The sequence below is a fragment of the Streptomyces sp. NPDC097619 genome (assembly GCF_040302735.1).
Lineage (GTDB): Bacteria > Actinomycetota > Actinomycetes > Streptomycetales > Streptomycetaceae > Streptomyces.
In genome coordinates this window covers 25,313-50,572 of sequence record NZ_JBEOSD010000047.1, presented here as the reverse complement: position 1 = coordinate 50,572, position 25,260 = coordinate 25,313, and the positions used below count along the sequence as shown (strand labels likewise).

Here is a 25,260-nt window from a genome sequence, read left to right as displayed (position 1 = left end):
CGGCCCGGCGGGCCGTGCGGGCTCCGGCCGGCGGGCCGGGTCAGCGGACCTCGGTGATCTCGGGGCCGCGCTCCAGCTGGCCCATCCCGCCGGAGAAGCGGGACTCGTCCTGGTCGTCGGTCTGCACGCCGTCCGGCACCATCTGGGCGTCGTTGGGCAGCTTGAGGACGATCGGGTCGCGGGGGGCCATCGGGCCCTCGCCGCGGACGACGACGGTGTCCCGGAAGATCTGCTCCAGCAGACCCGCGGCCTCGGGCTGTACCGCGCCCTGGCCGGAGATCACGCCGCGCAGGAACCAACGGGGGCCGTCGACGCCGACGAACCGGACCAGCTGGACGCCGCCGGTGCCGTCGGGCAGCTGGACGGGGACCTGCGCGCGCAGCTCCCAGCCCAGGGGGCCCTCGACCTCGTCGATGATGCCGCCCTGCTGGGTGATGCCGGAGGCGATCTCCTCGCGGACCTCGCCCCAGATGCCCTCCTTCTTGGGGGCGGCGAAGGCCTGGAGCTGGATCGCGCTGTCGCGCAGGACCACGGTCGCGGCGACGATGGCGTCACCGGCGACCTCCACGCGCAGTTCCATGCCCTCGACGCCGGGCACGAAGACCCCGCCGAGGTCCACGCGGCCTTCGCCGGGCACGGACACCTCGGAGAGGTCCCAGGGACCGTCCGGGCGGGGCGCGGGCGGCAGGTTGACCCTGCGCTGCGCGCCCGTGTCGAGACCGGCGAGCCCATCGGTCTCCTGGCCGGCGGCGGCGACCCCGTCGAGGGTCGTGTCGACCTGCTCGGCCTCGTCGCTCCCGCTGACGGAGCTGCTCTTCTTGCGACGTCCGAACACGTCACTGTCCTTCCCGGTCGGATACGACCGAAGCGTAGCCATTCCCACCCTGCTGCCCAGCGTCGGATCCGGCCACGGCCGCATGCCCGCCGGTCGAACCGAAGCCCCCCTCGGCCCGTGCCGACCCGGGAAGTTCCGCCACCTCGTGGAAGCGCACCTTCTCGACCCGCTGGACAACCAGTTGGGCAATGCGGTCGAAGCGCTCGAACCGGACGCTCTCGCGCGGATCGAGGTTGACCACAATCACCTTGATCTCCCCACGGTACCCGGCATCCACGGTCCCCGGGGCATTCACGAGGGCGAGCCCGCAGCGGGCGGCCAGCCCGGAGCGGGGGTGGACGAAGGCGGCGTAGCCGTCGGGGAGGGCGATGGAGACGCCGGTGGGGAGCACGGTCCGTTCGCCGGGGGCGAGCTCGGCGGCCTGCGTGGTCACGAGGTCGCAACCGGCGTCGCCGGGGTGTCCGTACTGCGGAATGGGTACGTCCGGGTCGGTGCGGCGGATCAGCACGTCCACGGGGGCGTGGTGGTTCTGGGTCATCAGGGGTTCACCTCGAAGGCGCGGGCGCGCCGCACCTGGTCAGGGTCGGCCATGGCGGCCCGGATCTCCTCCGGGCGGCCGTTGTCGATGAAGTGGTCGACCTTGACCTCGATGAAGAGGGCTTCGGCGCGTACCGCGACGGGTCCCTCCGGGCCGCCGATCCGGCCGGTGGCCCGGGAGTAGATCTTCCGTCCGGCCACGGCGGTGACCTCGGCCTCCAGGTGCAGGACGGTGTCCACGGGGACCGGGCGGACGAAGTCGGTCTCCAGCCTTCCGGTCACCGCGATCACCCGCAGCAGCCAGTTGAGGGAGCCCAGGGTCTCGTCGAGGGCCGTGGCCAGGACCCCGCCGTGGGCGAGGCCGGGGGCGCCCTGGTGGGCGGGCCGGACGGTGAACTCGGCGGTGACGCTGACGCCCTGCCCGGCCCGCGCCTCCAGGTGCAGCCCGTGGGGCTGTTCCCCGCCGCAGCCGAAACAGTGGCCGTAGTGGGCACCGAGGAGTTCCCCGGGGGCCGGGGCGTCGGGGTGCCGGACGGGCGCGGTCGCGTCCTCCGGCGGGGTCAAGGCGGTGTCTCGTCCACTCACAGGCGCAGACCTTACCCGCGCGGCTACCCGCCGGTCGCCCCGTGCCAAGCTTGGGGCATGCAGCTCTCCGCCCCGCACCACGACGAACGACTCACCGCGCCGCGCTCCTGGTGGCTGATCGCCGGGCTGACCGGTGTCGCGGGCGCGCTGATGATGCTGCCCCTGGGGACCCTGGCGCTGGTGGCCGGTCTGGTGGGCGGCACGGCGCTGGCGGGGCTGATGGTCAGCTCGTACGGGTCGGCCCGGGTGCGGGTGGTGAACGGGACCCTGGCCGCGGGGGACGCCCGGATCCCGGTGGCGGCGCTGGGCGAGCCCGAGGTCCTGGACGGGGAGGACGCGCGGGCCTGGCGGACCCACAGGGCGGACCCGCGGGCCTTCATGCTGATGCGCAGCTACGTGCCGGGGGCGGTGCGGGTGCCGGTGGTGGACCCGGCGGATCCGACCCCCTACGTGTACCTGTCGACGCGGGAGCCGGAGGCCCTGGCCGCCGCGCTGCGGGCGGCCGGGGCGCGCTCGGCTGCCTGAGGAGCGTCCGTCGGACGGCCCCCGGACCCCGCCGCGGCTCGGGCCCGGCGGGCGGCCGGGGTTTTCGCTCCTCCGGGGGACGGTCAGGCGTCCGGTCCCGGCCCCTGCGGCCCTTCGAGGGCGCGCGGGGTCCCGGAGCCCGGGTGCTGTTCCAGGGGGTGCGGGTGTTGTTCCAGGGGCGGCAGCTCGGCCAGGCGGTCCCAGGGGACGGCGGTGGCGCGCAGGTCGGCCCGGATCTTGTCGGCGAGCTTGCGGGTGTCGCGCCGGTTCATGACGGCCCCGACGGCCGCGCCGATCATGAAGGGCATGAGGTTGGGCAGGTTGCGGACCATGCGCTTGGTGATCTGTTGGCGCAGTTCGCGCTTCATCTGCCCGCCGAGGGCGGCGTTGAGCGTGGTCGGCTTGGTGACGTCGATGCCGCGCTCTTCGGTCCAGGCCATGAGGTAGGCGGTGCTGCGCTGCCGGAGGTTCCCGGGCGGGCGGTGGCCGTAGACCTCGTGGAGCTCGGCGATGAGTTTCAGTTCGATCGCTGCGACGCCGGTGATCTCGGCCGCGAGCTCCGTGGGCATGGCGGGCGGTACCGGCAGCATGGCCGCCGCTCCGATGCCCGCGCCGACGGTCGAGCTGGCGTTGGCCGCGCCCGCGATCAGCTTCTCGGCGATCCGGTCGGCGTCCAGCCCGGGGAAGTGGGCGCGCAGGGTGGCGAGGTCCCGGACGGGGATCCGGGGGGCGACCTCGATGAGGCGGTCGGCGAGGTAGCCGAGGGCCGCCTTGGCGCCGTCGCCGCTCTTGCGGACGCCCTGGCCGACGGCCCTGGCGGCCTTGGCCGCTCCGCCGCCGCCCTTGCGGACGCCGTCGGTCACGGCCCTGGCCGTCCTCGCCGCACGGGCGCCGCCCTCGCGGACGGCGCTCAGACGGCCCGCCGCGGGCTGCTGCCGGGGCTCGGGGAGCCCGTCGGGGCCCGAGCCGGGCTCCGGCGTCGCGGAGGGCACGGAGGGGGCTCCCAGGCCCGTTTCCGGGCCCGTGGCGCCGCCTTCGTACTCCTCCGCGGTTTCGCGCTGCTTCCGGAAAGGTCGTTTCCGGAACGGCGTCGCGCCTGCCACGGCGGCTGTCAGTCGCAGTCCACGCAGATGGGCTGGCCGTTCTTCTCGCGGGCCAGCTGGCTGCGGTGGTGCACCAGGAAGCAGCTCATGCAGGTGAACTCGTCGGCCTGCTTGGGCAGCACCCGGACGGCCAGCTCCTCGTTGGAGAGGTCCGCGCCGGGCAGCTCCATGCCTTCGGCGGCGTCGAAGTCGTCGACGTCGACGGCCGACGTGGCCTTGTCGCTGCGCCGGGCCTTCAGCTCCTCAAGGCTGTCGTTGTCGACATCGTCGTCGGTCTTGCGTGGGGTGTCGTAGTCCGTTGCCATGTTCGCTCTCCCCCTCTGGGTGTTAGCGGTGTCTCAGCGCAGGTAACGCGCGAGAGGCCGGACTTGTGCCCGACCTGAGGCGGAGATTTTGCCTCACATCAAGGTCTGTTACTGAATCGACACCCAGCCGCACGCCTGAAGGAGCGACCGGCTGGGATGGCGAACGGGACCGTACACGGTTCCGAGGTGCCGCCGCACGGCCGTACCCCGTGTTTTTCCCGTCCTTACGGGGGCCCGAAACCCGGACTTTCCCGGGCTTTCCGGCTCCCCAGGGGTCACCGAACGTGCATGACCCGGCACACTGCACTGTGATCGATCACACAAGGACCGAGTTGGCGCAAGTGTGACAGATTTCGCACGAAGCGAACAAAAGAGCCCATTCCCTGTCGGGTCCGGGCCCCCGCCGGAGCGACGGGGACCCACCCGTGGGCAGGGCGCACACCCTTCCCCCGCGCTACACCGGGAGGGTGACGCGCATCACGAGCCCGCCGCCGTCCCGGGGCACGGCCGTGATCCGACCGCCGTGCGCCCGCGCCACCGAACGCGCGATGGACAGGCCCAGGCCCACGCCCTTGTCACTGCCCGTGCGCTCGGTCCGCAGCCGCCGGAACGGCTCGAAGAGGTTGTCGATCTCGTACGCGGGGACCACCGGACCGGTGTTCGAGACCACGAGCACGGCCTGGCCGTGCTGGGACTCCGTGGTCACCTCCACCCAGCCGCCCTCGGGCACGTTGTAGCGCACGGCGTTCTGGACCAGGTTCAGGGCGATCCGCTCCAGCAACACGCCGTTGCCCTGGACCATGGCCAGGGCCCGTTCGCCGCGGATCTCCACGCCCTTGGCCTCGGCCTCGACGCGCGCCTGTTCCAGGGCCCGCGAGGCCACCTCGGCCAGGTCCACGGGCTTGCGCTCGACGATCTGGTTGTCGCTGCGGGCGAGCAGCAGCAGGCCCTCCACGAGCTGTTCGCTGCGCTCGTTCGTGGCCAGCAGCGTCTTGCCCAGCTGCTGGAGCTCCACCGGGGCCCCGGGATCGGAGAGGTGCACCTCCAGCAGGGTCCGGTTGATGGCCAGGGGCGTGCGCAGCTCGTGCGAGGCGTTGCCGACGAAGCGCTGCTGGGCGGTGAAGGCGCGCTCCAGCCGGTCCAGCATCTCGTCGAAGGTGTCGGCCAGCTCCTTGAGCTCGTCGTCCGGCCCGTCCAGCTCGATCCGGCGGGTCAGGTCCGAACCGGCCACCCGCCGCGCGGTCCGGGTGATCTTGCCCAGGGGCGAGAGCACCCGACCCGCCATGGCGTAGCCGAAGGCGAACGCGATGATGCTGAGGCCCAGGAGGGCCATCAGCGAGCGGCTGAGCAGGTCGTCCAGCGAATGCTTGCGCTGGGTGTCCATGCAGCTGGCGATCACCGCGTTGAAGTCGTTGATGGGCTGGTTGCCGGCCACTCCGGGGCAGGAGGTGCTGCTGACGGTCACCTTGTCGCCCCCGAGGATCTTGAACGGGGGCTCGCTGCCCACCCGCAGGGCCTGGGCGGCCAGCAGGTAGATGATCGACAGCAGCAGGATGCCCGCGATCAGGAACATCCCGCCGTACAGCAGGGTCAGGCGTATCCGGATGGTGGGCCGGAGCCAGGGGAAGGGACCCTCGGGCTGCTGACCGGGGTCCCAGGTGGGTTTCGGTGGCGCCGGGGGCGGCGGCGGGGTCGCGGCCACCCGCGTCAGATCCGGTAGCCGGAGCCGGGCACGGTCACGATCACCGGCGGCTCGCCCAGCTTGCGGCGCAGGGTCATCACGGTGACCCGGACCACGTTGGTGAACGGATCGGTGTTCTCGTCCCATGCCTTCTCCAGCAGCTGCTCGGCCGAGACCACCGTGCCCTCGCTGCGCATGAGGACCTCCAGCACCGCGAACTCCTTCGGCGCGAGCTGCACCTCGCGGCCGTCGCGGAAGACCTCGCGGCGGTTCGGGTCCAGCTTGATCCCGGCGCGCTCCAGCACGGGCGGCAGGGCCACGGTGGTGCGCCGGCCCAACGCCCGCACGCGGGCGGTCAGCTCGCTGAAGGCGAAGGGCTTGGGCAGGTAGTCGTCCGCGCCCAGCTCCAGGCCCTGGACCCGGTCGCTGACGTCGCCGGAGGCGGTCAGCATCAGGATCCGGGTGGGCATGCCCAGTTCGACGATCTTGCGGCAGACGTCGTCCCCGTGCACGAGCGGGAGGTCCCGGTCGAGCACGACCACGTCGTAGTCGTTGACTCCGACGCGCTCCAGGGCGGCCGCGCCGTCGTACACGACGTCGACGGCCATGGCCTCCCGGCGCAGTCCGGTGGCCACCGCATCGGCGAGCAGCTGCTCGTCCTCGACGACGAGTACGCGCACGTCGAAATCCTTCCTCTGGGCCCGTCGGGGCGGGGGTGTGCGGACGCTGGTCGACGTCCGCTGGGGTTCGTTGACTCAGGACACTTCACTGAGCACACCCATCCTGCCCCTTTCGGCCGTAAACCGGCTGTAAGACGCCCCTCGGGGCCGGAGCGGAGGATTACCGGGCCTGGGGAGGTTTCTGGGCCGCAGGGGCCGGGGAGGACGCAGGCACACACCCTCGATCACCCCCCTGAGAGTGGCGTGCCATGCCCCGGCCGAGGAAGAGGAGGCGCACCATGGACGCATTCACGGCAGGTCTTCTGCAGCGCATCAAGACCACGGAGTCCGACCTCACGAGGGCGCGCGAGACGGGCGACGACTTCCTCGCGGAGGTCGAGCAGGCCGAGCTGGAGGACCTGCACCGCCTCGCCGCCGAGCACGGCGTCCCCGTCGGCGCCGTCTGACCCCCCACGCGTACGGCGAGGGCCCCGCTCCGTCCCCCGGAGCGGGGCCCTTCCGCGTGCCCGCCGCCCGGCGGGCCCGGACGCGCGTCCCGGTTCAGTCGTGCCAGGCCCCGGCCTCGTCCAGCAGGGTCTGGAGCGGGCCGAAGACCGCCGGGGTGGCGGCGAGGGTGAGCTCCCCGGAGGCGGGCTCCCCGGGCCGTCCGCCGGTCAGCGCCCCGGCCTCCTCCGCGATCAGCACCCCCGCGGCGAGGTCCCAGGAGTGCAGGCCGCGCTCGTAGTAGCCGTCGAGGCGGCCCGCGGCCACGTCGCACAGGTCCACGGCCGCGGAGCCGCTGCGCCGGATGTCACGGACCCGCGGGATCAGCCGGCGGGCCACCTCGGCCTGGTGTTCCCGGACCTTCTGCACGTAGTTGAAGCCGGTCGAGACCAGCGCCTGGTCCAGGGGGGCCGCGGGGCGGCAGCGCAGCGGACCGCCGCCCGCCACCCAGGCCCCGCCCCCGCGCACGGCGTGGCAGGTCTCCCCGCGCATGGGGACGGCCACCACGCCCACGACGGTCTCGCCCTGGTACTCGGCGGCGATGGAGACCGCCCAGTTCGGCAGCCCGTACAGGTAGTTGACGGTGCCGTCGAGGGGGTCGACCACCCAGCGCACCCCGCTGGTGCCCGGGGAGCTGGCGCCCTCCTCGCCGAGGACGCCGTCGTCGGGCCGGTGGTCCGCGAGGTAGCCGGTGATCAGCTTCTCCGCGGCGAGGTCCATCTCGGTCACCACGTCGATGGGGCTGGACTTGGTGGCGGCCACGCCCAGGTCGGCGGGGCGCCCGTCACGGAGCAGTTCCCCGGCCCGCCGGGCGGCCTCCAGGGCGTGTCCGAGCAGTTCGGCGGTCAGCGGATCGGTCACGTTCGCGGGCTCCTGTCGGCGGGTGCGGGGTGCGGGAGGGAACCTCCCCGCGCGGGGCCGGGGCCCCGGGCGGGTACGGCGGTCAGGCGTACGGGCTGTCCGCCCCGGCCGCGGCGGGCCGGGGTGCCCGCGCCGGGCAGCAGCCGACCGGGCAGAGGTCGTGGCTCGGGCCGAGCAGGCCGAGGGCGCACCGCTCCGCGGACTCCCCGCGCTCCGTGGCGGCCCGCTCCAGGACCAGCTCGCGGACGGCGGCGGCGAACCGCGGGTCGGCGCCGACGGTGGCCGACCGGGCCACGGGCAGACCCAGCTCGGCGGCCTTGGCGGTGGCCTCGGTGTCGAGGTCGTACAGGACCTCCATGTGGTCCGAGACGAAGCCGATGGGCACCATCACGGCCGCGGGGGCGCCCTCGGCGTGCAGGCTCTCCAGCCGGTCGCAGATGTCCGGCTCCAGCCAGGGGATGTGCGGGGCGCCGCTGCGCGATTGGTAGACCAGCTCCCAGGGGCGTTCGACACCGGTCTCGGCGGCCACGGCCTCCGCGATGACGCGGGCCGTGTCCAGGTGCTGGCGGACGTAGGCGCCGCCCTCGCCGTCCGCCGTGTGTTCCTCGGCGGGGCCGGAGGCGTCCGCGGCGGCGGTGGGGATGGAGTGCGTGGTGAAGACCAGGCGGGCCTCGTCGCGGACGCCGTCGGGGAGCGCGGCGAGGGAGTCCAGTACGCCCTCGGTCATGGGCCGGACGAACCCGGGGTGGTTGAAGTAGTGCCGCAGCTTGTCCACCCGGGGCAGCTCGGCCGCGGGCACGCCCTCGGCGGTCAGCGCGTCGAGTGCGTCGGCGAGGTTCTCGCGGTACTGCCGGCAGCCCGAGTAGGAGGCGTAGGCGCTGGTGGTGAGGACCGCGATGCGGCGGTGCCCGTCCCGCTGCATCTCCCGGAGGGCGTCCGTGAGGTACGGGTCCCAGTTGCGGTTGCCCCAGTACAACGGCAGGTCGAGACCCTGCTCGGCGAAGTCCTTGCGGAGCGCGTCGAGGAGCGCGCGGTTCTGGGCGTTGATGGGGCTGACCCCGCCGAACCCGAAGTAGTGCTGCCCGACCTCCTTGAGCCGCTCGCGCGGGATGCCCCGGCCGCGGGTGACGTTCTCCAGGAAGGGGACCACGTCCTCGGGCCCTTCGGGGCCACCGAAGGACAGCAACAGCAGGGCGTCGTAGGGACTGGCGTCGGGGTGAGCGAGCTGGTCTGGCATGCCTGGAATCCTGCCACCCGCGCCGCACGGGCGGTAACCGGCCTCACCGGCGAAACCGGTCCTTCGACAGGTAAGGTCTGCCTCACTCCCCCCGGCCGAAAACATGTGCGGTCGCGGTGCCGCGCACCGTAACCTGTACGGGCCACGTACATCCCTTACGGAGGGCCCCTTGGCCAGTCCCTACCGCGCGATCTTCGCCGCCCCCGGCACCAAGGGCTTCACCGTCGCCGGCTTCTTCGGACGGATGCCGCTCTCCATGCTCGGCATCGGCATCGTCACGATGATCTCGCAGCTCACGGGCCGGTACGGACTCGCCGGCGCCCTGACCGCCACGCTGGCCCTGTCCGCGGCGGTACTCGGCCCGCAGGTCTCCCGTTGGGTGGACCAGTACGGGCAGCGCAGGGTGCTGCGCCCGGCCGCGCTGGTCTCGGTGACCGCGGTGGCGGGGCTGCTGATCAGCGCCCAGCAGGGGGCCCCGGACTGGCTGCTCTTCCTCTTCACGGCCGTGGCCGGCTGCACCCCGAGCGTGGGCGCGATGCTGCGGGCCCGCTGGACGGCCCTCTACCGGAACGCCCCGCGGGAGCTGCACACGGCCTACTCCTTCGAGTCCGTGATGGACGAGCTCTGCTTCATCGTGGGCCCGATCGCCTCGATCGGGCTGTCCACGGTGTGGTTCCCGGAGGCGGGTCCGCTGATCGCGGCGGTCTCCCTGCTGGTCGGGGTGTGGTGGCTGACGGCCCAGCGGGCCACCGAGCCGGCTCCGCACCCGCGGGTGCCGGGGGCCGACCGGCGCTCGGCGCTGCGCTCCCCCGGACTCCAGGTGCTGGTGGCCACCTTCGCCGCCACCGGCGCCATCTTCGGCTCCATCGACGTGGTGACCGTGGCCTTCGCCGAGGAGCGGGGCCACAAGGCGGCGGCGAGCCTGGTGCTGGCCGTCTGGGCGCTGGGCTCCTGCCTGGCCGGCCTGGCCTTCGGCCTGCTGCACCTGAAGGGGCGGCCGGAACGTCGCTGGTTGCTGGGCATCGTGGCGATGGCCGTGAGTATGATCCCCCTCCTACTGGCCGGGAACCTTCCGTTTCTGGCCGTGGCGCTCTTCGTCGCGGGCCTCGCCATCGCTCCCACGATGGTCACCACGATGGCCCTGATCGAAGCGCACGTACCGCGCGCGAAGCTGACCGAGGGAATGACCTGGACGGGCACGGGCCTGGCCGTCGGGGTCGCCGTCGGCGCCTCCGCGGCCGGCTGGGTCATCGACGCGGCCGGGGCCGAAGCGGCGTACGTGGTCTCGATCGCGGCGGGTGCGACCGCGGCGGCGGTGGCGTTCGCGGGTTACCGCAGGCTGACGAAGCCCGCGCAAGGGGAGGAACCCGATGAGCACGACGAGCAGGCAGGTACGGCGGAGCACAGCTCCGAGCACGTGGCGTAACTGGTCGGGGACCGTGGCGGCGACTCCGGCGCGGGTGGCCGGACCCACCTCGGTGGAGGAGCTGCGCGAGGAGGTGCGCCGGGCCGCGGCCGCGGGCCTGCGGGTCAAGGCGGTCGGGACGGGGCACTCGTTCACGGCCGCGGCCGCCACCGACGGGGTGCTGGTCCGCCCCCAGGCCCTGGCCGGCATCCGGGCCGTGGACCGGGCCGCGGGCACGGTCACGGTGGGGGCGGGCACCCTCCTCAAGGACCTCAACCGCGACCTGGCGGCGCAGGGCCTGTCGCTCACGAACATGGGCGACATCATGGAGCAGACGGTGTCGGGGGCGACCAGCACCGGCACCCACGGCACCGGCCGGGACTCGGCCTCGATCGCGGCGCAGATCCGGGGCATGGAACTGGTGACGGCGGACGGCGGACTGCTGTCCTGCTCGGAGAAGGAGAACCCGGAGGTCTTCGCGGCGGCCCGGATCGGGATCGGCGCGCTGGGGATCGTCACCTCGCTGACCCTCGCGGTGGAGCCGCTGTTCCTGCTCACCGCGCGGGAGGAGCCGATGCGCTTCGAGCAGGTGACGGACGAGTTCGACGGGCACGTCGCGGAGAACGAACACTTCGAGTTCTACTGGTTCCCGCACACCGGGAACTGCAACACCAAGCGGAACAACCGCAGCGCCGGTCCGGCGGCCCCGCCCGGCGTGGTCAGCGGGTGGGTCGAGGACGAGCTGCTCTCCAACGGCGTCTTCCAGGTGGCCTGTTCGGTGGGCCGGGCCTTCCCCGGAGCGGTACCGGGCATCGCCCGGGTGGCCAGCCGGGCCCTGTCGGCGCGGAGTTACACGGACATCCCGTACAAGGTGTTCACCAGTCCGCGGCGGGTGCGGTTCGTGGAGATGGAGTACGCCCTGCCGCGGGAGCGGGTGGTCGTGGCCCTGCGCGAGTTGAAGGAGACGGTGGACCGCTCCGACCTGCGGATCGGTTTCCCGGTGGAGGTGCGGACCGCGCCCGCCGACGACATCGCGCTGTCCACGGCCTCCGGTCGGGAGACGGCCTACATCGCGGTCCACATGTACAAGGGGACCTCCTACCGGGAGTACTTCACCGCCGCCGAGCGGATCTTCACGGAGCACGGCGGGCGCCCGCACTGGGGGAAGATCCACACCCGGGACGCGGAGTACCTGGCCTCGGTGTACCCGCGGTTCGGCGAGTTCACGGCGCTGCGGGACCGGCTGGACCCGGACCGGGTGTTCGCCAACCCGTACCTGCGGCGGGTCCTGGGCGACTGATCCGGCGGCGGTCCGGGCCCGGTCCCCGTCCGGGCGCACGGGCCTGGGATCCCCGGGCCGGGATCACGGGGCGGTGCGCTGGTCCTGCGGTCCGCCGCGCCCGTCGGTCCCGGTGCTGCCGCCGGGGTTCGGGGCGGGCGCCGGACTGCGTCCGGAGTCCGGGTCGGCGGACGAGGCGTCCGGGGAGGGCTTCGGGTCGGGCGGGGTCGGGGAGGGCGTCGGCGGGGGCGTCGGGTCCGGGGGCGGCGCGGGCGTGCCGCTGGGGTCCGGGTCGGCCGAGGGGCCGGAACGGTCCGGGGACGGGGAGGGGCCGCGGGTCCCGCTGTCGGCGCCCTTGCCGTCCTCGCCCCGCTCCTTCCCCTTCTCCTTCTCCTTGTCCTTCTCCTCCTGCGACGGGCCCTTGTCCTTCGTGCCGGTGCCGGAGCCCCCGCCGGTGAGGGCCGCGCGCACGGTGGGGGTGTGACCGCCGCTCAGGTTGGTTCCGCTGAGGGCCTCGTAGGCGGTGATCCCGCCCAGGGAGACGCCGAAGACCACGGCGGCGGCCAGGGCGGTCCGCTTCCAGCCGCGCATCCGGGTGCCGTGCACGGAAGCGGCCCCGAACTCGCCGCGGCCCCGGGGGTCCTCGGGGCGGTCGGCGCCGAGGGGCATCGGGCGCGTGGCGTCGGCGTGGCCGGGGTCCGGTCGGAGCGCTTCGCTCGGGGCGTGCGCGGGGGCGCGCAGCATCATGGTGCGGTCGTGCGGCTCGGGCTCGTGCGCGGACCGCGCGCCGGGAGCGCGCAGCAGTCGGGTCCGCTCCTCCTCGGAGAGCAGGGGGAGGATGGCGGTGCGGTCCGTCGGGGTCGAGAGGTGGGTCGCGTCCCCCTGACGGAGCGGGACCTGGCGGGCCTTGGGCCGGGCGGACTCCCCCGCCTCCCGCAGCTGTTCCCCGGTGCGGCGGAAGAAGTGCTGGATGACGGGGCCGCCCGCGGTGGCGACCACGCTGACCACACCGGCGCCGAGGATGGTGCCGTACACCCCGAGCTGGGAGGCGAGGACCGCGGCGGCGACCGTGGCCAGGGAACTCCCGGCCACCTGGGCGACGCTCAGGTCGATGCGCTTCTCCTGGGCCGGCCCCTTCTCCGGCTCCGACGTCGCCTTCTCCCCGGCGGGGGTGTTCCGGTCCATTCCCGTCCTCTGCCGTGTCCCGCGGTCTCCCTTACAGCAGTTACTGACCCATGGGCGAAGCCGATAGTTCCATTTCTGATGATTCTGTGAACCAAGACACCCCAAACCGCCCGCATGTCAAGAGGACGCGGGGGCACGGCGTCTCCAACTCCCCTGCCCCGGGACAAGTTCGGCGGCGCGGCGGTCCACCCCGGTGGCCCGAATGGAGTACTGTGGCGAGCCCTGGGACCGTCCGTCCTTTCGGATGTCCGGACCCGGGAGAGGGGGCCGAGTGACAGGAAATCGGCGCTCGACACCGGCGGCGCCGTGGCTCCGCACGGGCGCCTGCTGCGCAGAGTGACCAACCGGTCACTGTACGTGGCCAATAGGTAACCGTGCCATGACGGCGATCAAGGGCGCATGCCCGACACGCCGGTTTAACTCGGCAAGGTTGTGGCAGGCTGCACCCGGGCAGGCCACACTCGACTAGCGGAAGCAGCGACGCACGTGACGTCGGCAGGCACCACCCGGGAGGTCCCCATGCCCGAACTGCGTGTCGTGGCCGTCTCCAATGACGGCACACGACTGGTGCTCAAGGCTGCGGACGGCACGGAGTTCACCCTTCCGATCGACGAACGGCTGCGTGCGGCCGTCCGCAACGACCGTGCGCGGCTCGGCCAGATCGAGATCGAGGTGGAGAGCCACCTCCGCCCCCGTGACATCCAGGCGCGCATACGAGCCGGTGCCTCCGCCGAGGAGGTCGCCCAGCTCGCGGGCATTCCGGTGGACCGGGTGCGCCGCTTCGAGGGTCCGGTGCTGGCCGAGCGCGCGTTCATGGCCGAACGGGCCCGGAAGACCCCCGTGCGCCGTCCCGGCGAGAACACCGGACCCCAGCTCGGCGAGGCCGTCCAGGAACGGCTGCTGCTGCGCGGGGCCGACAAGGACTCCGTCCAGTGGGACTCCTGGCGCCGTGACGACGGCACCTGGGAAGTGCTGCTGGTCTACCGGGTCGCGGGCGAACCGCACTCGGCGAGCTGGACCTACGACCCGCCGCGGCGGCTCGTGGTGGCCGTGGACGACGAGGCCCGCTCCCTGATCGGCGAGTCCGACGACCTGCCGGCCCCGGAGCCCAGCTTCCCGTTCGTGCCGCGGATCGCCCGGCTCCCCCGGGACCGGCCGCTCGACCGGACCCTGGACCGCGCCCTGGAGCGACCGCTCGACCGGGCCCTGGACCGGCAGCTGCCCGCCGTGGCCGCCGCGCCCGCGCCCGAACCGGAGGACGAACGGGACACGCTCACCAGCCTGCTGGAGGCGGTGCCGAGCTTCCGGGGCGACCTGGTCGTGCCGGAACGCCCCGCCCCCGACGGCGAACCGGTGGAGGAGGCCGAGGTCGAGGAGCCGCCCGCGGCTTCCGCCGCCTCGGGCGGCTCGGCCGGTTCGGCCTACGCCGACGTGCTCATGCCGCGCACGGTGGCCGGCCACCGCGAACGGCTCACCGGCATGACGGACCGGCAGGCCGAGGCGGACGGGGTCCGTCCGGGTCGCCGTGCCGCGGTGCCCAGCTGGGACGAGATCGTCTTCGGCACCCGGCGCAAGAAGCAGGAGTGACGGCCCCGGGCCGTGAAGGTGAGGGGCCGGACCGCGCGGAGCGGTCCGGCCCCTCACACGTGCGCGGTGCGCCTCAAGGGGTCGGGCCGGTGGCGACCGGGCGGGCCGGGTCGGCCGACCAGGCCGACCAACTGCCCGGGTACAGGGCCGCGCGGAAACCCGCCGCCTCCAGGGCCAGCACCTGCTGGGCCCCGGAGACCCCGGAACCGCAGTACACGCCGACCTCCGTGTCCGCGCCCGCCCCCAGACCGGTGAACCGGTCCCGGAGCGCGTCGGCCGCCAGGAAGGCCCCGCCGGCGTCGAGGTTCTCCGTGGTCGGGGCCGAGACCGCCCCGGGGATGTGGCCGCCGACACGGTCGATGGGCTCGACCTCGCCGCGGTAGCGCTCCCCCGCGCGGGCGTCCAACAGCAGGCCGGTCCGGGCCAGGGCGGCCGCTCCGTCCGCGTCCAGTACCGGCAGCGCACCCGGATTTGGCCGGAAATCACCCTCCTGGGGGGTCGGGAGCCCGGTGGTGAGGGCACCGCCGGCGGCGGTCCACGCGGGCAGGCCCCCGTCCAGTACCCGCACGGCCGGGTGGCCCGTCCAGCGCAGCAGCCACCAGGCGCGGGCAGCCGCCCAACCGAGACCGCCGTCGTACACGATCACCTCGCCGCCCGCCCGGACCCCGGCCCGCCGCATCACGGCCCCGAACTCCGCCGGGTCGGGCAGCGGGTGCCGGCCCCGGGCACCGTCGCCCACGGGGCCGGCCAGCTCGCGGTCGAGGTCGACGAAGACCGCCCCGGGCAGGTGTCCGGCCTCGTAGGCGGGCCGCTGGTCGGGGCCGCCCAGCTGCCAGCGGACGTCGAGGAGGACCGGCGGACGGGCCCCCGCGACGAGGGCCGCCAGCGCGGCCGCGGAGACCAGCGGAGAGGCCGCCGCGGACGGCGCGGAACCGGGGAGGGAGGAGGCGTCGGAAGTCATGCGGCCCATCTTCCTCCCCGCTCCGGCGCGCCGCGTAACGCCCCCGTCATCCGTGGTCCGCCCCGATTCGGACATCCCGTTCCGGGCCCGGTCCGGGCGGCGCGGCCGGGGCGCGCGGACGCCGCGGGGGTGCGAGCATCACCCGCAGGGCATCCGGGTAGCCGCCAGGGGCACGCGGGTGCGCGAGGAGAGAGGGCTGCCATGACCGAGTCTGCGGGGCGGCGGGTACCGGGCACTCCGTGCTGGTCCAGCCTGATGGTGCACGGACTGGGCGCCATCGAGGAGTTCTACGCGGAGCTGTTCGGCTGGGAGTACGTCCCCGGTCCCGCGGAGCTGGGCCCCTACGTGCGGGCCACCCTCGGCGGCCGGGACGTGGCGGGCATCGGGCAGCTGCCCCCGGACCGGCACCTGCCGACGGCCTGGACCACCTACCTGGCCACCGAGGACGCCGACGCGACGGCCGAGGCCGTCCGGGCCTGCGGGGGCACGGTCGCGGTGGGCCCCCTGGAGGCCGGGGCCGCGGGACGGGTGGCGATCTGCTCGGACCCCTGCGGGGCCGTCTTCGGCATCTGGCAGGCCGGGGACCACCTGGGGACGGGCCTGACCGGGGTCCACGGCACCCCCGTGTGGAACGAGCTGGTCACCCAGGACTCCTCGGTGGGCAAGTTCTACCAGTCGGTGTTCGGACACCAGCCGGAGGCACTGGTCTCCGCGGACGAGGACTACCTGACCCTGCACCTGGAGGGCCGCCCGGTGGCGGCCGTGCACGGAGTGGGCCGGGCCCTTCCGCACGACCGGGGCGCGCACTGGATGACCTGGTTCGAGGTGGACGATCCGGACGCCGCCGCCGGGCTCGCGGTGCAGCTGGGCGGGCACCTGGTGCAGGCGCCCCGGGAGGGCGCGTCCGGACGGGTGGCCGTGGTGGCCGACCCCGAGGGCGCGGTGCTCACTCTGGTGCGTTCCGCGGGCTGAGCGGGCGCGGGCCCGGTCAGGCGTCCAGGTCGAGGTCCGAGGCGGGCACCGACTGGCAGGTCAGGCAGCTGTCCTCCGGCAGGTCGGGGGCGGGCACCAGGTGTTGCACCCGGCCGCGGGCCACGGGGACGACGCAGCTCTCGCACTGGCCGACCCGGCAGCCGCTGGGCAGGCCGATCCCGGCCCGTTCCGCGGCGCCGAGGAGGGGTCCGTCCGCCGCCGTCCAGTCGAGTTCGCGGCCGGAGCGGGTGAAACGGACCCGGAAGCGGGCGTCGGGGGGCACGTCGGCGGTCGGGCGGGGCGGGGCGAACAGCTCGCTGAAGACCTCGAAGGGGGGCACGCCGCGCTCCCGGAGCCCGGTGGTCACGGACTCCGTCATGGCCTCCGGTCCGCAGAGGTGGAAGCGGGCCCGGCGGGCGATCAGCTCGGGGTCCACGGCCGCGGCGGAGGGGAAGCCCCGGTGCTCGTAGTCCCGGCCCGGCCGGTCCTCCGGGAGGGGATCGGCGTAGTGGCGGACCACGCGGAGCCGTGGCAGGGCGGCGGCCAGTTCGCCCAGCCGCTCACGGAAGGGGTGGTCGGCCGAGTTGCGGGCGCCGTGGTGGAGGACCACCTCCGGGACGGTGCCGCCACCGGCCTCGAGGGTCTCCAGGTAGCAGAGGAACGGGGTGATGCCGATGCCGCCCGCGATCAGGACCACGGGGGCGTCGGTGTCGGTGGGGATGACGAAGCCGCCCGCTGGGGCGTCCAGACCGATCCGGTCGCCGGGGCGCAGCCCGTGGTGCAGGTGGCCGGAGACGGCGCCGCCGGGGACCTCGCGGACGGCCAGGCGGTAGGCGGTGCGGCCGGGCTCCCGGGCGGCGCCGGTGAGGGAGTAGCTGCGGGCGAGGACGGGGCCGTCCGGGCCGGGGACCGCGACACGCAGGGTGACGTGCTGGCCGGGTCGGTGGTCGGGCAGGGGGCCGCCGTCCTCGGGGGTGAGGGTCAGGGCTCGGACCCCCGGTCCGGCGTCGGTGGCCTCGGTGACGGTGAAGGCCCGGGTGCCGGTCCAGAGCGCCGGCTCCTCGGGGGCCGTCGGGAGCGGGACGACCTCGCAGATCATCGCGCGCAGGGGTACGGAACCGCTGAGGGGGTCCGCCTCCTCGTCCCGGGCGAGGAGGTTGAGGTTGGAACCGTGCGCGGCCAGCGGGTCGGCGCCCGGGAGGCCGAGGTCGGGGGCGGGCTGCCACCAGCCGTAGTCGGAGACGACGACGCCGGGGTGGAGGGAGTCCTCCAGTCGGGCCTTGAGGCGGATGCTTCCGCCGGGGGTGCGCAGTTCGGTCCACTGGCCGTCCGCGATGCCGCGGGCGGCGGCGGTGGCGGGGGCGAGTTCCAGCAGGGGGTCGGGCCGGCGGCGGCGCAGGGAGGACACCCCGCGGTGCTGGCTGTGGACGAAGTAGCCGTTCTTGGCGCAGGTCAGGACCAGTGGGAAGGCCGGGGTGGGGGCGGTCGGCGGGCGGTGGGCGGGCACCGCCGGGTGGCCGTGGGCGGCGAGGGTCTCGGAGTGGAGCTCGACCCGGCGGGTGGGGGTGGCGAACCCCTGAACGGTGCCGTCGGGGCCGGTGGGCTCGGCGTAGGAGCGGTGTCGGCGGGGCAGCGGCACCCGGATCCCTCCGGGCCGTTCGCGGAGCTCGGCGGGGGTGAGGCCGAGGGGGGCGAGCTGGTGTCGCCAGGCGGCTTCGAGGTCCCCGTCGAAGAACTCCGCTCCGAGGCCCATGCGGACCGCGAGGTCGAAGACGATGTCGAGGTCGGAGCGGGCCTCGCCGGGCGGGGCCACGATGCGGGGCCTGAGCTGTACCTGCTCCTGGGCGCGGTGGCTGGTTTCGAAGCCGATCCGCAGGGCCTCGCGCTCCCAGGGCCCGGCGACGGGCAGCAGGAGGTCGGCGCGGGAGGCGGTGGGGTTCTCGAAGAGGTCGAGGTGGACCTGGAAGTCGAGGGAGTCGAGCATGCGGGCGGTGCGGGCGGAGTCGGGCTGGCTGACGAGGAGGTTGGCGCCGAAGCCGACGAGGGCGCGGACGCGGTAGGGCTCGGCCTCGGTGACGGCGCGGCACAGGTCGCGGGCGGTGATCCAGCCGTCGGCGGGTGGGCCGAGGGGGCGTTCGGCGAAGCCGAGGGCCTTGGCCCGCTGGGGTTCGGGGAGCATCCGGCGGTAGTCGGAGCCGGGGGCGGCCGGCGGGCGGGGCAGGGGGACGTTGCCGCCGGGGGTGTCGAAGGAGCCGGTGAGGGCGTACAGGGTGGCGAGGGCCCGTTCGGTCTGGGTGGCTCCGCTCTGCTGGGCCACGCCGGTCCAGCCGTAGTAGGACACGGAGCCGGCCTCGCCGAGGGCGCGGCCCAGGGCGCGCACCTGCTCGGCGGGGACCCAGGTCTCGGCCTCGACGCGTTCGGGGGTCCAGGCGGCGCAGGCGCGGGCGTAGCCGGCGAAGGCGGGCTCGCAGTCGGTGCCGTCCACGCGGTACCGGCCGGTGAGGGCGAAGTCGGCGGGGCGGACGGCGGGGCGGCGGGTGTCGTAGGGGCGGGGGGTGCCGGTGGCGGTGTCCTGGACGAGGAAGTCCTCGCCGCGGCGGAGGAACCGCCCGGTGGCGGTGTCCACGAGGAGGGGGGCGTTGGTCCAGCGGCGGACGAAGTCCTCGTCGTGGCGGCGGTGCTCGATGAGTTGGTGGGCGAGGCCGAGGGCGAGGGCGGCGTCGGTGCCGGGCCGGATCCGCAGCCAGTGGTCGGCGTCGCGGGCGCTGACGGAGCGCCGGGGGTCGACGACGGCCAGGCGGGCGCCGCGGGCTCGGGCGGCGCCGAGGGCGGCGGACTGGGCCAGCCAGGTCTTGGCCGGGTCGAAGCCCCACAGGAGGACCAGGTCGGTGTGCTCGTAGTCCGGCACGGGCAGGGCGGTGCCGAAGGTGAAGCGGTGGGCGGTGTCCTTGTGCCAGTTGCAGATCTCGGTGCTGAAGACGGTGTTGGGGGTGCCGAAGGTCCAGGCGAGGCGTTCGATCCACTCGGTGGCGTCGGAGAGGGAGGTGCCGCTGGGGGTGCCGGTGGCGAAGGCCACGGCCTCGGGTCCGCTCTCGGCGGCGATGGCGCCGAGCCGAGCGGCGGTCTCGTCGAGGGCCTCGTCCCAGCTGATCGGCACCCAGCCGGGGTCGGGGTCGCCCTTGGGGCGGGTGCGGCGCAGCGGGCGGGTCAGTCGGCGGGTGGCGTGCGCCAGCTCGGGGGCTGCCCGGCCCTTGGGGCAGAGGGCGCCGCCGTTGGGGTGGTCCGGGTCGGGGCGGGCCCCGGTGATCCGGCCCCGCTCCACGGTGTAGACGACCCCGCACCGTGATTTGCAGAGGGTGCAGAAGGACCTGGTCTCGCTCGCTCCGGCCATGGGTCCAGTGGAACGCGCGGGGCGCGGCACGGGACGCGCCGAAAGGCCCGGATCCTGTGCCGTGGGACCCTTGCGGCCCGGGTCCCGGGCCCCGGGCCGCACGTCGGGGGTCAGCCGGTGACGGGCAGGACGTCCGGGGAGAGGGCGCCGGCGTGGGCGGCGGCGCTGGTCATGCGCTTGCGGTGGTGGCGGCGGCAGAGGACCTCGTAGCCGATTTCCGCCGCGGGCCGGTTCACGTCGCCGACGACGACCTGCTCGCCCTCGACGACCATCTCGCCGCCGACGGTGCGGGCGTTGTGGGTGGCGCGGGCCCCGCACCAGCACATCGCCTCGACCTGGAGGGTCTCCAGGCGGTCGGCCAGCTCGATGAGGCGCTGGGAGCCGGGGAACAGCTTGGTGCGGAAGTCGGTGGTGATGCCGAAGGCGAAGACGTCCAGGTCCAGTTCGTCGACGACGCGGGCCAGCTGGTCGATCTGCTCGGGGGCGAGGAACTGGGCCTCGTCCACGATTACGTAGTCGACCTTGGCGCCCTTGGACATCTGGGTGACGAGATAGCCGTAGAGGTCCATGCCCGCGGCGGCCTCGACGGCCTCGGTGACCAGGCCCAGGCGGGAGGAGAGCTTGCCCTCGCCGGCCCGGTCGTCCCGGGTGAAGATGACGCCCTGCAGGCCCCGTGCCGAGCGGTTGTGCCCGATCTGGAGGGCCAGGGTACTTTTCCCGCAATCCATCGTTCCGGAGAAGAACACCAATTCGGACATCGGGGAGGTGTGACCTTTCGGGTCGGGCGCGGGGGCCGCGGTGCGGGCGCGGCGGGAGGCCGGGCCCGCCGGGGCAGGGCGGTGCGGGTGGTGCGTACGGCGGGGGTGGTGCGGGTCAGGAACGGACTTCCAGCAGCGGTACGAGTTGTTCCGCGGAGGTCAGCGATCCGTGCATCCCCGCCAGGGCGGACTCGTTGGGCTCGTTCACCGAGGCGGTGATGGCCACCAGGTCGCGGGCCGCGGCGATCACGTCCCCGATCCTGCCCAGGACCCGCGGGTCGCACTCCCCCGGCTCGCCGAACCAGCCCAGGGCCAGGGCCTCTTCGCGGCTCGCCACCCAGAAGCGGTCGCCGAGGACCTCCCGCCACACGGTGAGCACGTCGGCCTCGGCACCGGGGACCGCGTACACGTGGCGGGCCCGGCCCTCGCCGCCGAGCAGGGAGACTCCGGCGCGCAGCTCCCAGTCGGTGTCGAAGTCGATCCGGGAGTCCTCGTCGAAGGGGACGTCCACCATGCCGTGGTCGGCGGTGACGTACAGGGCGCTGCGCGGGGGCAGCTGTTCGGCCAGCCGCTGGACCAGCCGGTCCACGTACATGAGCTGTCCGCGCCAGGCGTCGGAGTCCACGCCGAAGCGGTGTCCGGCCCCGTCGAGTTCGCTGTAGTACGTGTAGACGAGGGAGCGGTCGCCCGCGGCGAGCCGTTCGGCGGCCAGGTCCATCCGCTCGTCGCCGGTGGTCCGGCCCAGGAAGGTGCCGCCGCTGAGGGCGATCTTGGTGAGCGGGGTGGTCTGGAAGGCCGGGGAGGACACTTGGGCGGTGGCCACGCCGGCCGCGTCCGCGTGCCGGAAGACCGTGGGGTACGGCTGCCAGGCCTCCGGCGGGGTCCACGGGTACCAGCGGAGCTGGTTCATCAGCTCGCCGGTCTCGGGGTTGCGGGCCGTGTAGCCGGGCAGGCCGTGCCGGGCGGGCGGCAGGCCGGTGCCCACCGAGGCCAGGGAGGTGGCGGTGGTGGAGGGGAAGCCGGAGGTGGCCGGGCGTCCGGTGCCGCCGCGGGAGCTCCCGATGAGGGAGGTCAGGTAGGGGGCCTCGGCGGGGTGGGCGAGGATCTGCTCCCAGCCCATGCCGTCGATGAGGAAGACGCAGTTGCGGTCGGCCGGGGTGAGCTCGCCGATGATCGGCTCGTACCCGGGGACGCCCAGCCCCGCGGCGAGGGTGGGCAGCAGGTCCGCGAGGGAGCCCGAGCCGTACGCCGGGACCGGGGCCGTGGCCGGGTCGAGGAGTTCGGGTTCGGGCCAGTGGTGCGGGGAGGAGAAGGTCATCAGCGGGCGGCGGCCGAGCCGGCCGCGGTGGCCTCGGAGAGGGCCTGGGCGAAGACCAGGGTCTGGCGGACCGCCTCGGGGCCGTCACCGGCCTCGCTGACGCGCAGGCTGAGGTCGTCGGCGGTGGTGTTGCCGGTGTAGCCGTGGTCGGAGTCGCAGTTCGGGTCTCCGCAGGCGGCCGGTTCCAGGTCGATGCGGGAGACGGCGCCCCAGCCGATGGTGAGGACGACCTCGCGGGGCAGGGTGCCCGGGGTGTACGACTCGGGGTTGGCGACCACGCGGCTGAGCACGACGGAGGCGATCGAGCCGAGCTTCACGGACTCGGTGGAGGTGGTGGCGTACGGCGAGGGCGACCCGGAGTCGGCGTTCTGCTCGTCGGTGTGGCTGACGATGAAGCGGTTGCCGGTGAGCACCAGGACCGTGACGTGGCGGCGCACCTCGTTGGAGTCGAAGGTGGTCTCCTGGTGCACCAGGTACGACGAGATGGGCTCGCCTCCCACGGCGGCCTCCACCGCCTCGGCCACGAGGGCCGGGTAATAGCCGCTGCGCTCGATCGCTGCGCGCAGCCCCTGGGTCGTCGTACCGGATTTCGCCATGAGGTCCATCCTAAGGCCCGTACGGGGCGCTTCGGCCTGCTCAGTAGCTGGGCAGTGTGCGGGGGCCGAGGTCGGTGCGCGCGGGGGGCCGGGCGATGCGGACGGTGGCGTCCAGCACGGACAGGCCCTCGGTCGCGACGACCACCGGCTCCAGGGACACGCCGACGACCTCGGGGTGCTCGTCGACCAGCCGGGACAGCCGCAGGAGGAGTTCCTCCAGGGCGGGGGTGTCCACCGGGTCGCTGCCGCGCCAGCCGAAGAGGAGGGGGGCGGTGCGGATGGACCGGACCAGTCCGGCGGCGTCGCGGTCGGTGGCGGGGACCAGGCGGTGGGCGGTGTCGCCGAGCAGTTCGGAGGCGACCCCGGCGAGGCCGAAGGAGAGCACGGCGCCGGCGGCCGGGTCGATCACGGAGCGGACCACGGTGTCCACCCCGCGGCGCACCATCGACTGCACCACGGGCTGGAGCTCGGCGGGGCTGCCAAGGCCGGTGGTGAGCTCGCGGTAGGCGCGGCGCAGGTCCTCCTGGTCGCCGAGGTCGAGGCGGACCCCGCCGAGGTCGGCGCGGTGGCGCAGGTGGGGGGCGGTGGTCTTGAGGGCGACGGGGTAGCCGAGGCGGGCGGCGGCGGTGACGGCGGCTTCGGCGTCGGGGGCGGGCAGGGTGGGGCGGACGGTGATGCCGTAGCGGGCGAGGAGGCCGTGGGCCTCGTCCGGGGTGAGGGTGATCACGGCGTCGGCGGGGACGCCCGCGAGGAGGGTGTCGAGCCGGGCGGCGGCGCCCGCGGTGTCGATGTCCTCAAATTCCGGCACCAGGCCGGGGTCGGCGTTCTGGCGGCGCCACTGGGCGTAGCGGACGGCTTCGGCGAGGGCCCGCACGGCCCGTTCGGCGGAGGGGTAGGCGGGGATGGTGCCGGGGCGGGCGTCGGTGTCGAGGGCCGCCCCGGCTTCGGCGGGGCCGGTTCCGGTCGCGGCCGGCGGCCGCGGGGCGGGGGGCTCGGCGCCGGGCGCGGGGGCGGACGGGGCTGGGGCCGGGGGCGGCGGGGCGGGGGTCCCGCCCGTGCGGGAGGCGGAGGCGGCGTTGAGGGCCTCGGCGAGCTCGCCGAGTTCCACCTGGACCACGGCCACCGGTTTGCCGGGGACCTCGGCCGCGGCGGTCCGCAGGGCCTCGGCCAGTCCTTCGGCGAGGGTGCTCTCCCCCACCGAGGGGATGGCGGTGACGATCACGGCGTCGTGGGCGGGGTCGGCGAGGGCCGCCGTGAGGGCGGCGTGGAAGTCGGCGGGACCGGCGGCGGTGGTGAGGTCCAGGGGCGGGCTGGGGCGGAGTCCTTCGGTGAGGCAGGCGTCGTAGGTGAGCAGGCCCAGGGACTCGGAGTTGCCGAGGACGGCCACGTGCGGGCCGGTGGGCAGCGGCTGTCCGGCGAGCAGGAGCCCGGCGTCGACGAGTTCGGTGACGGTGTCCACGCGGATCACCCCGGCCTGGCGGAGCAGGGCGGAGACGGTGGCGTCGGGGAGGCGGGTCTCGGGGACGGCGTGCCCGGCGGGGCTGACCCCGCTGTGCCGGCCGCCCTTGGCCACGACCACCGGCTTCACGGCGGCGGTGCGGCGGGCGAGCCGGGTGAACTTGCGCGGGTTGCCGAGGGTCTCCAGGTAGAGCAGGGCGACGTCGGTGGCCGGGTCGTCGTACCAGTACTGGAGGAAGTCGTTGCCGGACACGTCGGCGCGGTTGCCCGCCGAGATGAAGGAGGACAGTCCGGCGCCGCGCCGGACCAGGCCGGCGAGCAGGGCGATGCCGATGGCCCCGGACTGGGTGAACAGGCCGATCCGGCCGGCTTCCGGGGAGCCGGGGGCGAGGGAGGCGTTGAGGGAGGTGGCGGTGTTGATGACGCCGAAGGCGTTGGGACCGACGATCCGCATGCCGTAGGAGCGGGCCTGGCGGACGAGTTCCCGCTGCCGGGCCAGGCCCTGCGGGCCGGTCTCGCCGTAGCCGGCGGACAGCACGACGAGGCCCTGGACCCCGTGTTCCCCGCAGTCGCGGACCACGTCGGGGACCCGGTCGGCGGGGACGGCCACCACGGCCAGGTCCACCGGGGTGCCGATCCCGGCGAGGGTGCGGTGGGCGGGGACCCCGTCCAGGGTGGCGCCGTCCTCGGCGAGGGCGTGGTTGACGGCGTACACGGGGCCCGGGAAGCCGGAGCCGAGGAGGTTGCGGAGGGCGGCGGCGCCCACCCCGCCGCCGGAGCGACTGACCCCGACCACGGCCACCGAGCGGGGGGCGAGGAGGCGCTGCACCGAGCGGGCCTCGGCGCGCTGCTCCCGGGCCCGCTGGACGGCCAGGCTCTCGGCGGTCGGTTCGAGGTCGAGGTCGAGGTGGACCGAGCCGTCCTCGAAGCTGCGCTTCTGCTGGTACCCGGCGTCCGTGAACACTTTGATCATCTTGCTGTTGGCCGGCAGTACCTCGGCGGCGAAGCGGCGGACTCCGCGCTCCCGGGCCACCGAGCCGATGTGCTCCAGCAGGGCGGAGGCCACCCCGCGGCCCTGGTGGGCGTCCTGGACGAGGAAGGCGACCTCGGCCTCGTCGGCGGGGGCGGAGGCGGGGCGGCCGTCGGGGCCGATCCGGTCGTAGCGGACGGTGGCGATGAACTCCCCGCCCACGGTGGCGGCGAGGCCCACCCGGTCCACGTAGTCGTGATGGGTGAACCGGTGGACGTCCCGGTCCGACAGGCGCGGGTACGGGGCGAAGAAGCGGTAGTACTTCGACTCGTCCGAGACCTGCTCGTAGAAGCTGACCAGCCGCCCCGCGTCCTCGGGGGTGATGGGCCTGATCCGGGCGGTGCCGCCGTCGCGCAGCACCACGTCGGCTTCCCAGTGGGCCGGGTACGTGGGATCGGGGGCCGTCGGCATGGCCCAAGCCTACGGGCAGGCCGCGCGCGGCGCGTCGGACAAACAGTGACGGAACGGTGCAAGCTGTGAAGGCCGAA

The 25,260-nt window shown here is 74.4% G+C and carries 22 protein-coding genes; 6 read left to right on the top strand and 16 right to left on the bottom strand.

The features are described from left to right. Positions 1-40: 40 nt before the first annotated feature. Genes ABTZ17_RS15790 through ABTZ17_RS15780 form a run of 3 tightly spaced genes read right to left on the bottom strand, consistent with a single transcriptional unit; the run spans position 41 to position 1,957 of the window. Positions 41-835 (bottom strand): DUF3710 domain-containing protein, encoded by a 795-nt coding sequence (locus tag ABTZ17_RS15790; RefSeq protein WP_352196174.1) that lies wholly within the window; start codon positions 833-835, stop codon positions 41-43. A gap of 1 nt (position 836) precedes the next feature. Further along, the gene (dut, locus tag ABTZ17_RS15785; RefSeq protein WP_352196173.1) at positions 837-1,373 is read right to left on the bottom strand and encodes a dUTP diphosphatase; all 537 of its coding nucleotides are present in this window, start codon (positions 1,371-1,373) and stop codon (positions 837-839) included. After that, the gene (locus ABTZ17_RS15780) at positions 1,373-1,957 is read right to left on the bottom strand and encodes a PaaI family thioesterase (protein ID WP_352196172.1); all 585 of its coding nucleotides are present in this window, start codon (positions 1,955-1,957) and stop codon (positions 1,373-1,375) included. Before ABTZ17_RS15780 ends, dut begins: the two co-directional genes overlap by 1 nt. 57 nt (positions 1,958-2,014) lie before the next feature. On the opposite strand from ABTZ17_RS15780, the gene ABTZ17_RS15775 reads away from it, so the two are divergent. Continuing rightward, on the top strand, positions 2,015-2,482 hold the full coding sequence (locus tag ABTZ17_RS15775; protein ID WP_352196171.1) for a DUF3093 domain-containing protein: 468 nt from the start codon (positions 2,015-2,017) through the stop codon (positions 2,480-2,482). A gap of 83 nt (positions 2,483-2,565) precedes the next feature. Here the strand turns inward: ABTZ17_RS15775 and ABTZ17_RS15770 are convergent, their stop codons facing one another. The 4 genes from ABTZ17_RS15770 to ABTZ17_RS15755 all read right to left on the bottom strand — a co-directional run bounded on the left by ABTZ17_RS15770 (position 2,566) and on the right by ABTZ17_RS15755 (position 6,251). Next, positions 2,566-3,585, bottom strand: a complete 1,020-nt coding sequence (locus tag ABTZ17_RS15770; RefSeq protein WP_352196170.1) for a hypothetical protein — start codon at positions 3,583-3,585, stop codon at positions 2,566-2,568. Between the two features lie 8 nt (positions 3,586-3,593). Then, entirely contained in the window at positions 3,594-3,890 is a 297-nt protein-coding gene (locus ABTZ17_RS15765; RefSeq protein ID WP_352196169.1) for a DUF4193 domain-containing protein, read from the bottom strand. Between the two features lie 454 nt (positions 3,891-4,344). Then, positions 4,345-5,592, bottom strand: coding sequence for a sensor histidine kinase (locus tag ABTZ17_RS15760; RefSeq protein ID WP_352196168.1), 1,248 nt, complete (start codon positions 5,590-5,592; stop codon positions 4,345-4,347). Between the two features lie 5 nt (positions 5,593-5,597). Beyond that, a complete protein-coding gene (locus ABTZ17_RS15755; protein ID WP_352196167.1) occupies positions 5,598-6,251 on the bottom strand; it encodes a response regulator transcription factor in 654 nt (217 codons plus the stop codon). Positions 6,252-6,529: 278 nt separating this feature from the next. Here ABTZ17_RS15755 and ABTZ17_RS15750 point away from each other — a divergent pair, with 278 nt between their 5' ends. After that, positions 6,530-6,697 (top strand): hypothetical protein, encoded by a 168-nt coding sequence (locus ABTZ17_RS15750; protein ID WP_352196166.1) that lies wholly within the window; start codon positions 6,530-6,532, stop codon positions 6,695-6,697. A 94-nt stretch (positions 6,698-6,791) separates the two neighbouring features. Here ABTZ17_RS15750 and ABTZ17_RS15745 read toward each other — a convergent pair whose 3' ends face one another. Next, positions 6,792-7,595, bottom strand: coding sequence for an inositol monophosphatase family protein (locus ABTZ17_RS15745; RefSeq protein ID WP_352196165.1), 804 nt, complete (start codon positions 7,593-7,595; stop codon positions 6,792-6,794). 82 nt (positions 7,596-7,677) lie between these two features. Continuing rightward, positions 7,678-8,832 carry a ferrochelatase gene (locus tag ABTZ17_RS15740; protein ID WP_352196164.1) on the bottom strand — a complete coding sequence of 385 codons (1,155 nt, stop codon included), beginning with the start codon at positions 8,830-8,832 and terminating at the stop codon, positions 7,678-7,680. Between the two features lie 169 nt (positions 8,833-9,001). On the opposite strand from ABTZ17_RS15740, the gene ABTZ17_RS15735 reads away from it, so the two are divergent. Together ABTZ17_RS15735 and ABTZ17_RS15730 are read left to right on the top strand one after the other, a co-directional pair. Continuing rightward, positions 9,002-10,258: an MFS transporter gene (locus ABTZ17_RS15735; protein ID WP_352196163.1), complete on the top strand. Its 1,257-nt coding sequence runs from the start codon at positions 9,002-9,004 to the stop codon at positions 10,256-10,258. After that, a complete protein-coding gene (locus ABTZ17_RS15730) occupies positions 10,203-11,537 on the top strand; it encodes a D-arabinono-1,4-lactone oxidase (RefSeq protein WP_352196162.1) in 1,335 nt (444 codons plus the stop codon). Before ABTZ17_RS15735 ends, ABTZ17_RS15730 begins: the two co-directional genes overlap by 56 nt. Before the next feature lie 63 nt (positions 11,538-11,600). Here ABTZ17_RS15730 and ABTZ17_RS15725 read toward each other — a convergent pair whose 3' ends face one another. Next, the gene (locus ABTZ17_RS15725) at positions 11,601-12,701 is read right to left on the bottom strand and encodes a hypothetical protein (RefSeq protein ID WP_352196161.1); all 1,101 of its coding nucleotides are present in this window, start codon (positions 12,699-12,701) and stop codon (positions 11,601-11,603) included. 519 nt (positions 12,702-13,220) lie between these two features. Between ABTZ17_RS15725 and sepH the strand changes: the two genes are divergently transcribed. Next, a complete protein-coding gene (gene sepH / locus ABTZ17_RS15720; RefSeq protein ID WP_352196160.1) occupies positions 13,221-14,288 on the top strand; it encodes a septation protein SepH in 1,068 nt (355 codons plus the stop codon). Between the two features lie 73 nt (positions 14,289-14,361). On the opposite strand, the gene ABTZ17_RS15715 is transcribed toward sepH, so the two are convergent. Then, the gene (locus ABTZ17_RS15715; RefSeq protein WP_352196159.1) at positions 14,362-15,249 is read right to left on the bottom strand and encodes a sulfurtransferase; all 888 of its coding nucleotides are present in this window, start codon (positions 15,247-15,249) and stop codon (positions 14,362-14,364) included. A gap of 201 nt (positions 15,250-15,450) precedes the next feature. On the opposite strand from ABTZ17_RS15715, the gene ABTZ17_RS15710 reads away from it, so the two are divergent. Beyond that, on the top strand, positions 15,451-16,221 hold the full coding sequence (locus ABTZ17_RS15710) for a VOC family protein (protein ID WP_352196158.1): 771 nt from the start codon (positions 15,451-15,453) through the stop codon (positions 16,219-16,221). Positions 16,222-16,237: 16 nt separating this feature from the next. Here the strand turns inward: ABTZ17_RS15710 and ABTZ17_RS15705 are convergent, their stop codons facing one another. The 5 genes from ABTZ17_RS15705 to ABTZ17_RS15685 form a co-directional block, all read right to left on the bottom strand. Further along, positions 16,238-19,612 carry a molybdopterin-dependent oxidoreductase gene (locus tag ABTZ17_RS15705; RefSeq protein WP_352196157.1) on the bottom strand — a complete coding sequence of 1,125 codons (3,375 nt, stop codon included), beginning with the start codon at positions 19,610-19,612 and terminating at the stop codon, positions 16,238-16,240. A 110-nt stretch (positions 19,613-19,722) separates the two neighbouring features. Then, positions 19,723-20,370 carry a thymidine kinase gene (locus ABTZ17_RS15700; RefSeq protein WP_352196156.1) on the bottom strand — a complete coding sequence of 216 codons (648 nt, stop codon included), beginning with the start codon at positions 20,368-20,370 and terminating at the stop codon, positions 19,723-19,725. Between the two features lie 115 nt (positions 20,371-20,485). Then, positions 20,486-21,688, bottom strand: a complete 1,203-nt coding sequence (locus ABTZ17_RS15695; RefSeq protein ID WP_352196155.1) for an alkaline phosphatase family protein — start codon at positions 21,686-21,688, stop codon at positions 20,486-20,488. Next, positions 21,688-22,284 carry a DUF5998 family protein gene (locus tag ABTZ17_RS15690; protein WP_352196154.1) on the bottom strand — a complete coding sequence of 199 codons (597 nt, stop codon included), beginning with the start codon at positions 22,282-22,284 and terminating at the stop codon, positions 21,688-21,690. The genes ABTZ17_RS15695 and ABTZ17_RS15690 overlap by 1 nt, the downstream gene beginning before the upstream one ends. 40 nt (positions 22,285-22,324) lie before the next feature. Next, a complete protein-coding gene (locus ABTZ17_RS15685; RefSeq protein ID WP_352196153.1) occupies positions 22,325-25,183 on the bottom strand; it encodes a bifunctional acetate--CoA ligase family protein/GNAT family N-acetyltransferase in 2,859 nt (952 codons plus the stop codon). Positions 25,184-25,260 lie beyond the last annotated feature (77 nt).

What these genes read in the sequence shown, in the direction of transcription:
- dut (WP_352196173.1), bottom strand. Translation starts at nt 1,373, where the DNA reads ATGACCCAGAACCACCACGCCCCCGTGGACGTGCTGATCCGCCGCACC.
- ABTZ17_RS15775 (WP_352196171.1), top strand. Translation starts at nt 2,015, where the DNA reads ATGCAGCTCTCCGCCCCGCACCACGACGAACGACTCACCGCGCCGCGC.
- ABTZ17_RS15765 (WP_352196169.1), bottom strand. Translation starts at nt 3,890, where the DNA reads ATGGCAACGGACTACGACACCCCACGCAAGACCGACGACGATGTCGAC.
- ABTZ17_RS15750 (WP_352196166.1), top strand. Translation starts at nt 6,530, where the DNA reads ATGGACGCATTCACGGCAGGTCTTCTGCAGCGCATCAAGACCACGGAG.
- ABTZ17_RS15740 (WP_352196164.1), bottom strand. Translation starts at nt 8,832, where the DNA reads ATGCCAGACCAGCTCGCTCACCCCGACGCCAGTCCCTACGACGCCCTG.
- ABTZ17_RS15730 (WP_352196162.1), top strand. Translation starts at nt 10,203, where the DNA reads ATGAGCACGACGAGCAGGCAGGTACGGCGGAGCACAGCTCCGAGCACG.
- ABTZ17_RS15725 (WP_352196161.1), bottom strand. Translation starts at nt 12,701, where the DNA reads ATGGACCGGAACACCCCCGCCGGGGAGAAGGCGACGTCGGAGCCGGAG.
- sepH (WP_352196160.1), top strand. Translation starts at nt 13,221, where the DNA reads ATGCCCGAACTGCGTGTCGTGGCCGTCTCCAATGACGGCACACGACTG.
- ABTZ17_RS15715 (WP_352196159.1), bottom strand. Translation starts at nt 15,249, where the DNA reads ATGACTTCCGACGCCTCCTCCCTCCCCGGTTCCGCGCCGTCCGCGGCG.
- ABTZ17_RS15710 (WP_352196158.1), top strand. Translation starts at nt 15,451, where the DNA reads ATGACCGAGTCTGCGGGGCGGCGGGTACCGGGCACTCCGTGCTGGTCC.
- ABTZ17_RS15705 (WP_352196157.1), bottom strand. Translation starts at nt 19,612, where the DNA reads ATGGCCGGAGCGAGCGAGACCAGGTCCTTCTGCACCCTCTGCAAATCA.
- ABTZ17_RS15700 (WP_352196156.1), bottom strand. Translation starts at nt 20,370, where the DNA reads ATGTCCGAATTGGTGTTCTTCTCCGGAACGATGGATTGCGGGAAAAGT.
- ABTZ17_RS15695 (WP_352196155.1), bottom strand. Translation starts at nt 21,688, where the DNA reads ATGACCTTCTCCTCCCCGCACCACTGGCCCGAACCCGAACTCCTCGAC.
- ABTZ17_RS15690 (WP_352196154.1), bottom strand. Translation starts at nt 22,284, where the DNA reads ATGGCGAAATCCGGTACGACGACCCAGGGGCTGCGCGCAGCGATCGAG.
- ABTZ17_RS15685 (WP_352196153.1), bottom strand. Translation starts at nt 25,183, where the DNA reads ATGCCGACGGCCCCCGATCCCACGTACCCGGCCCACTGGGAAGCCGAC.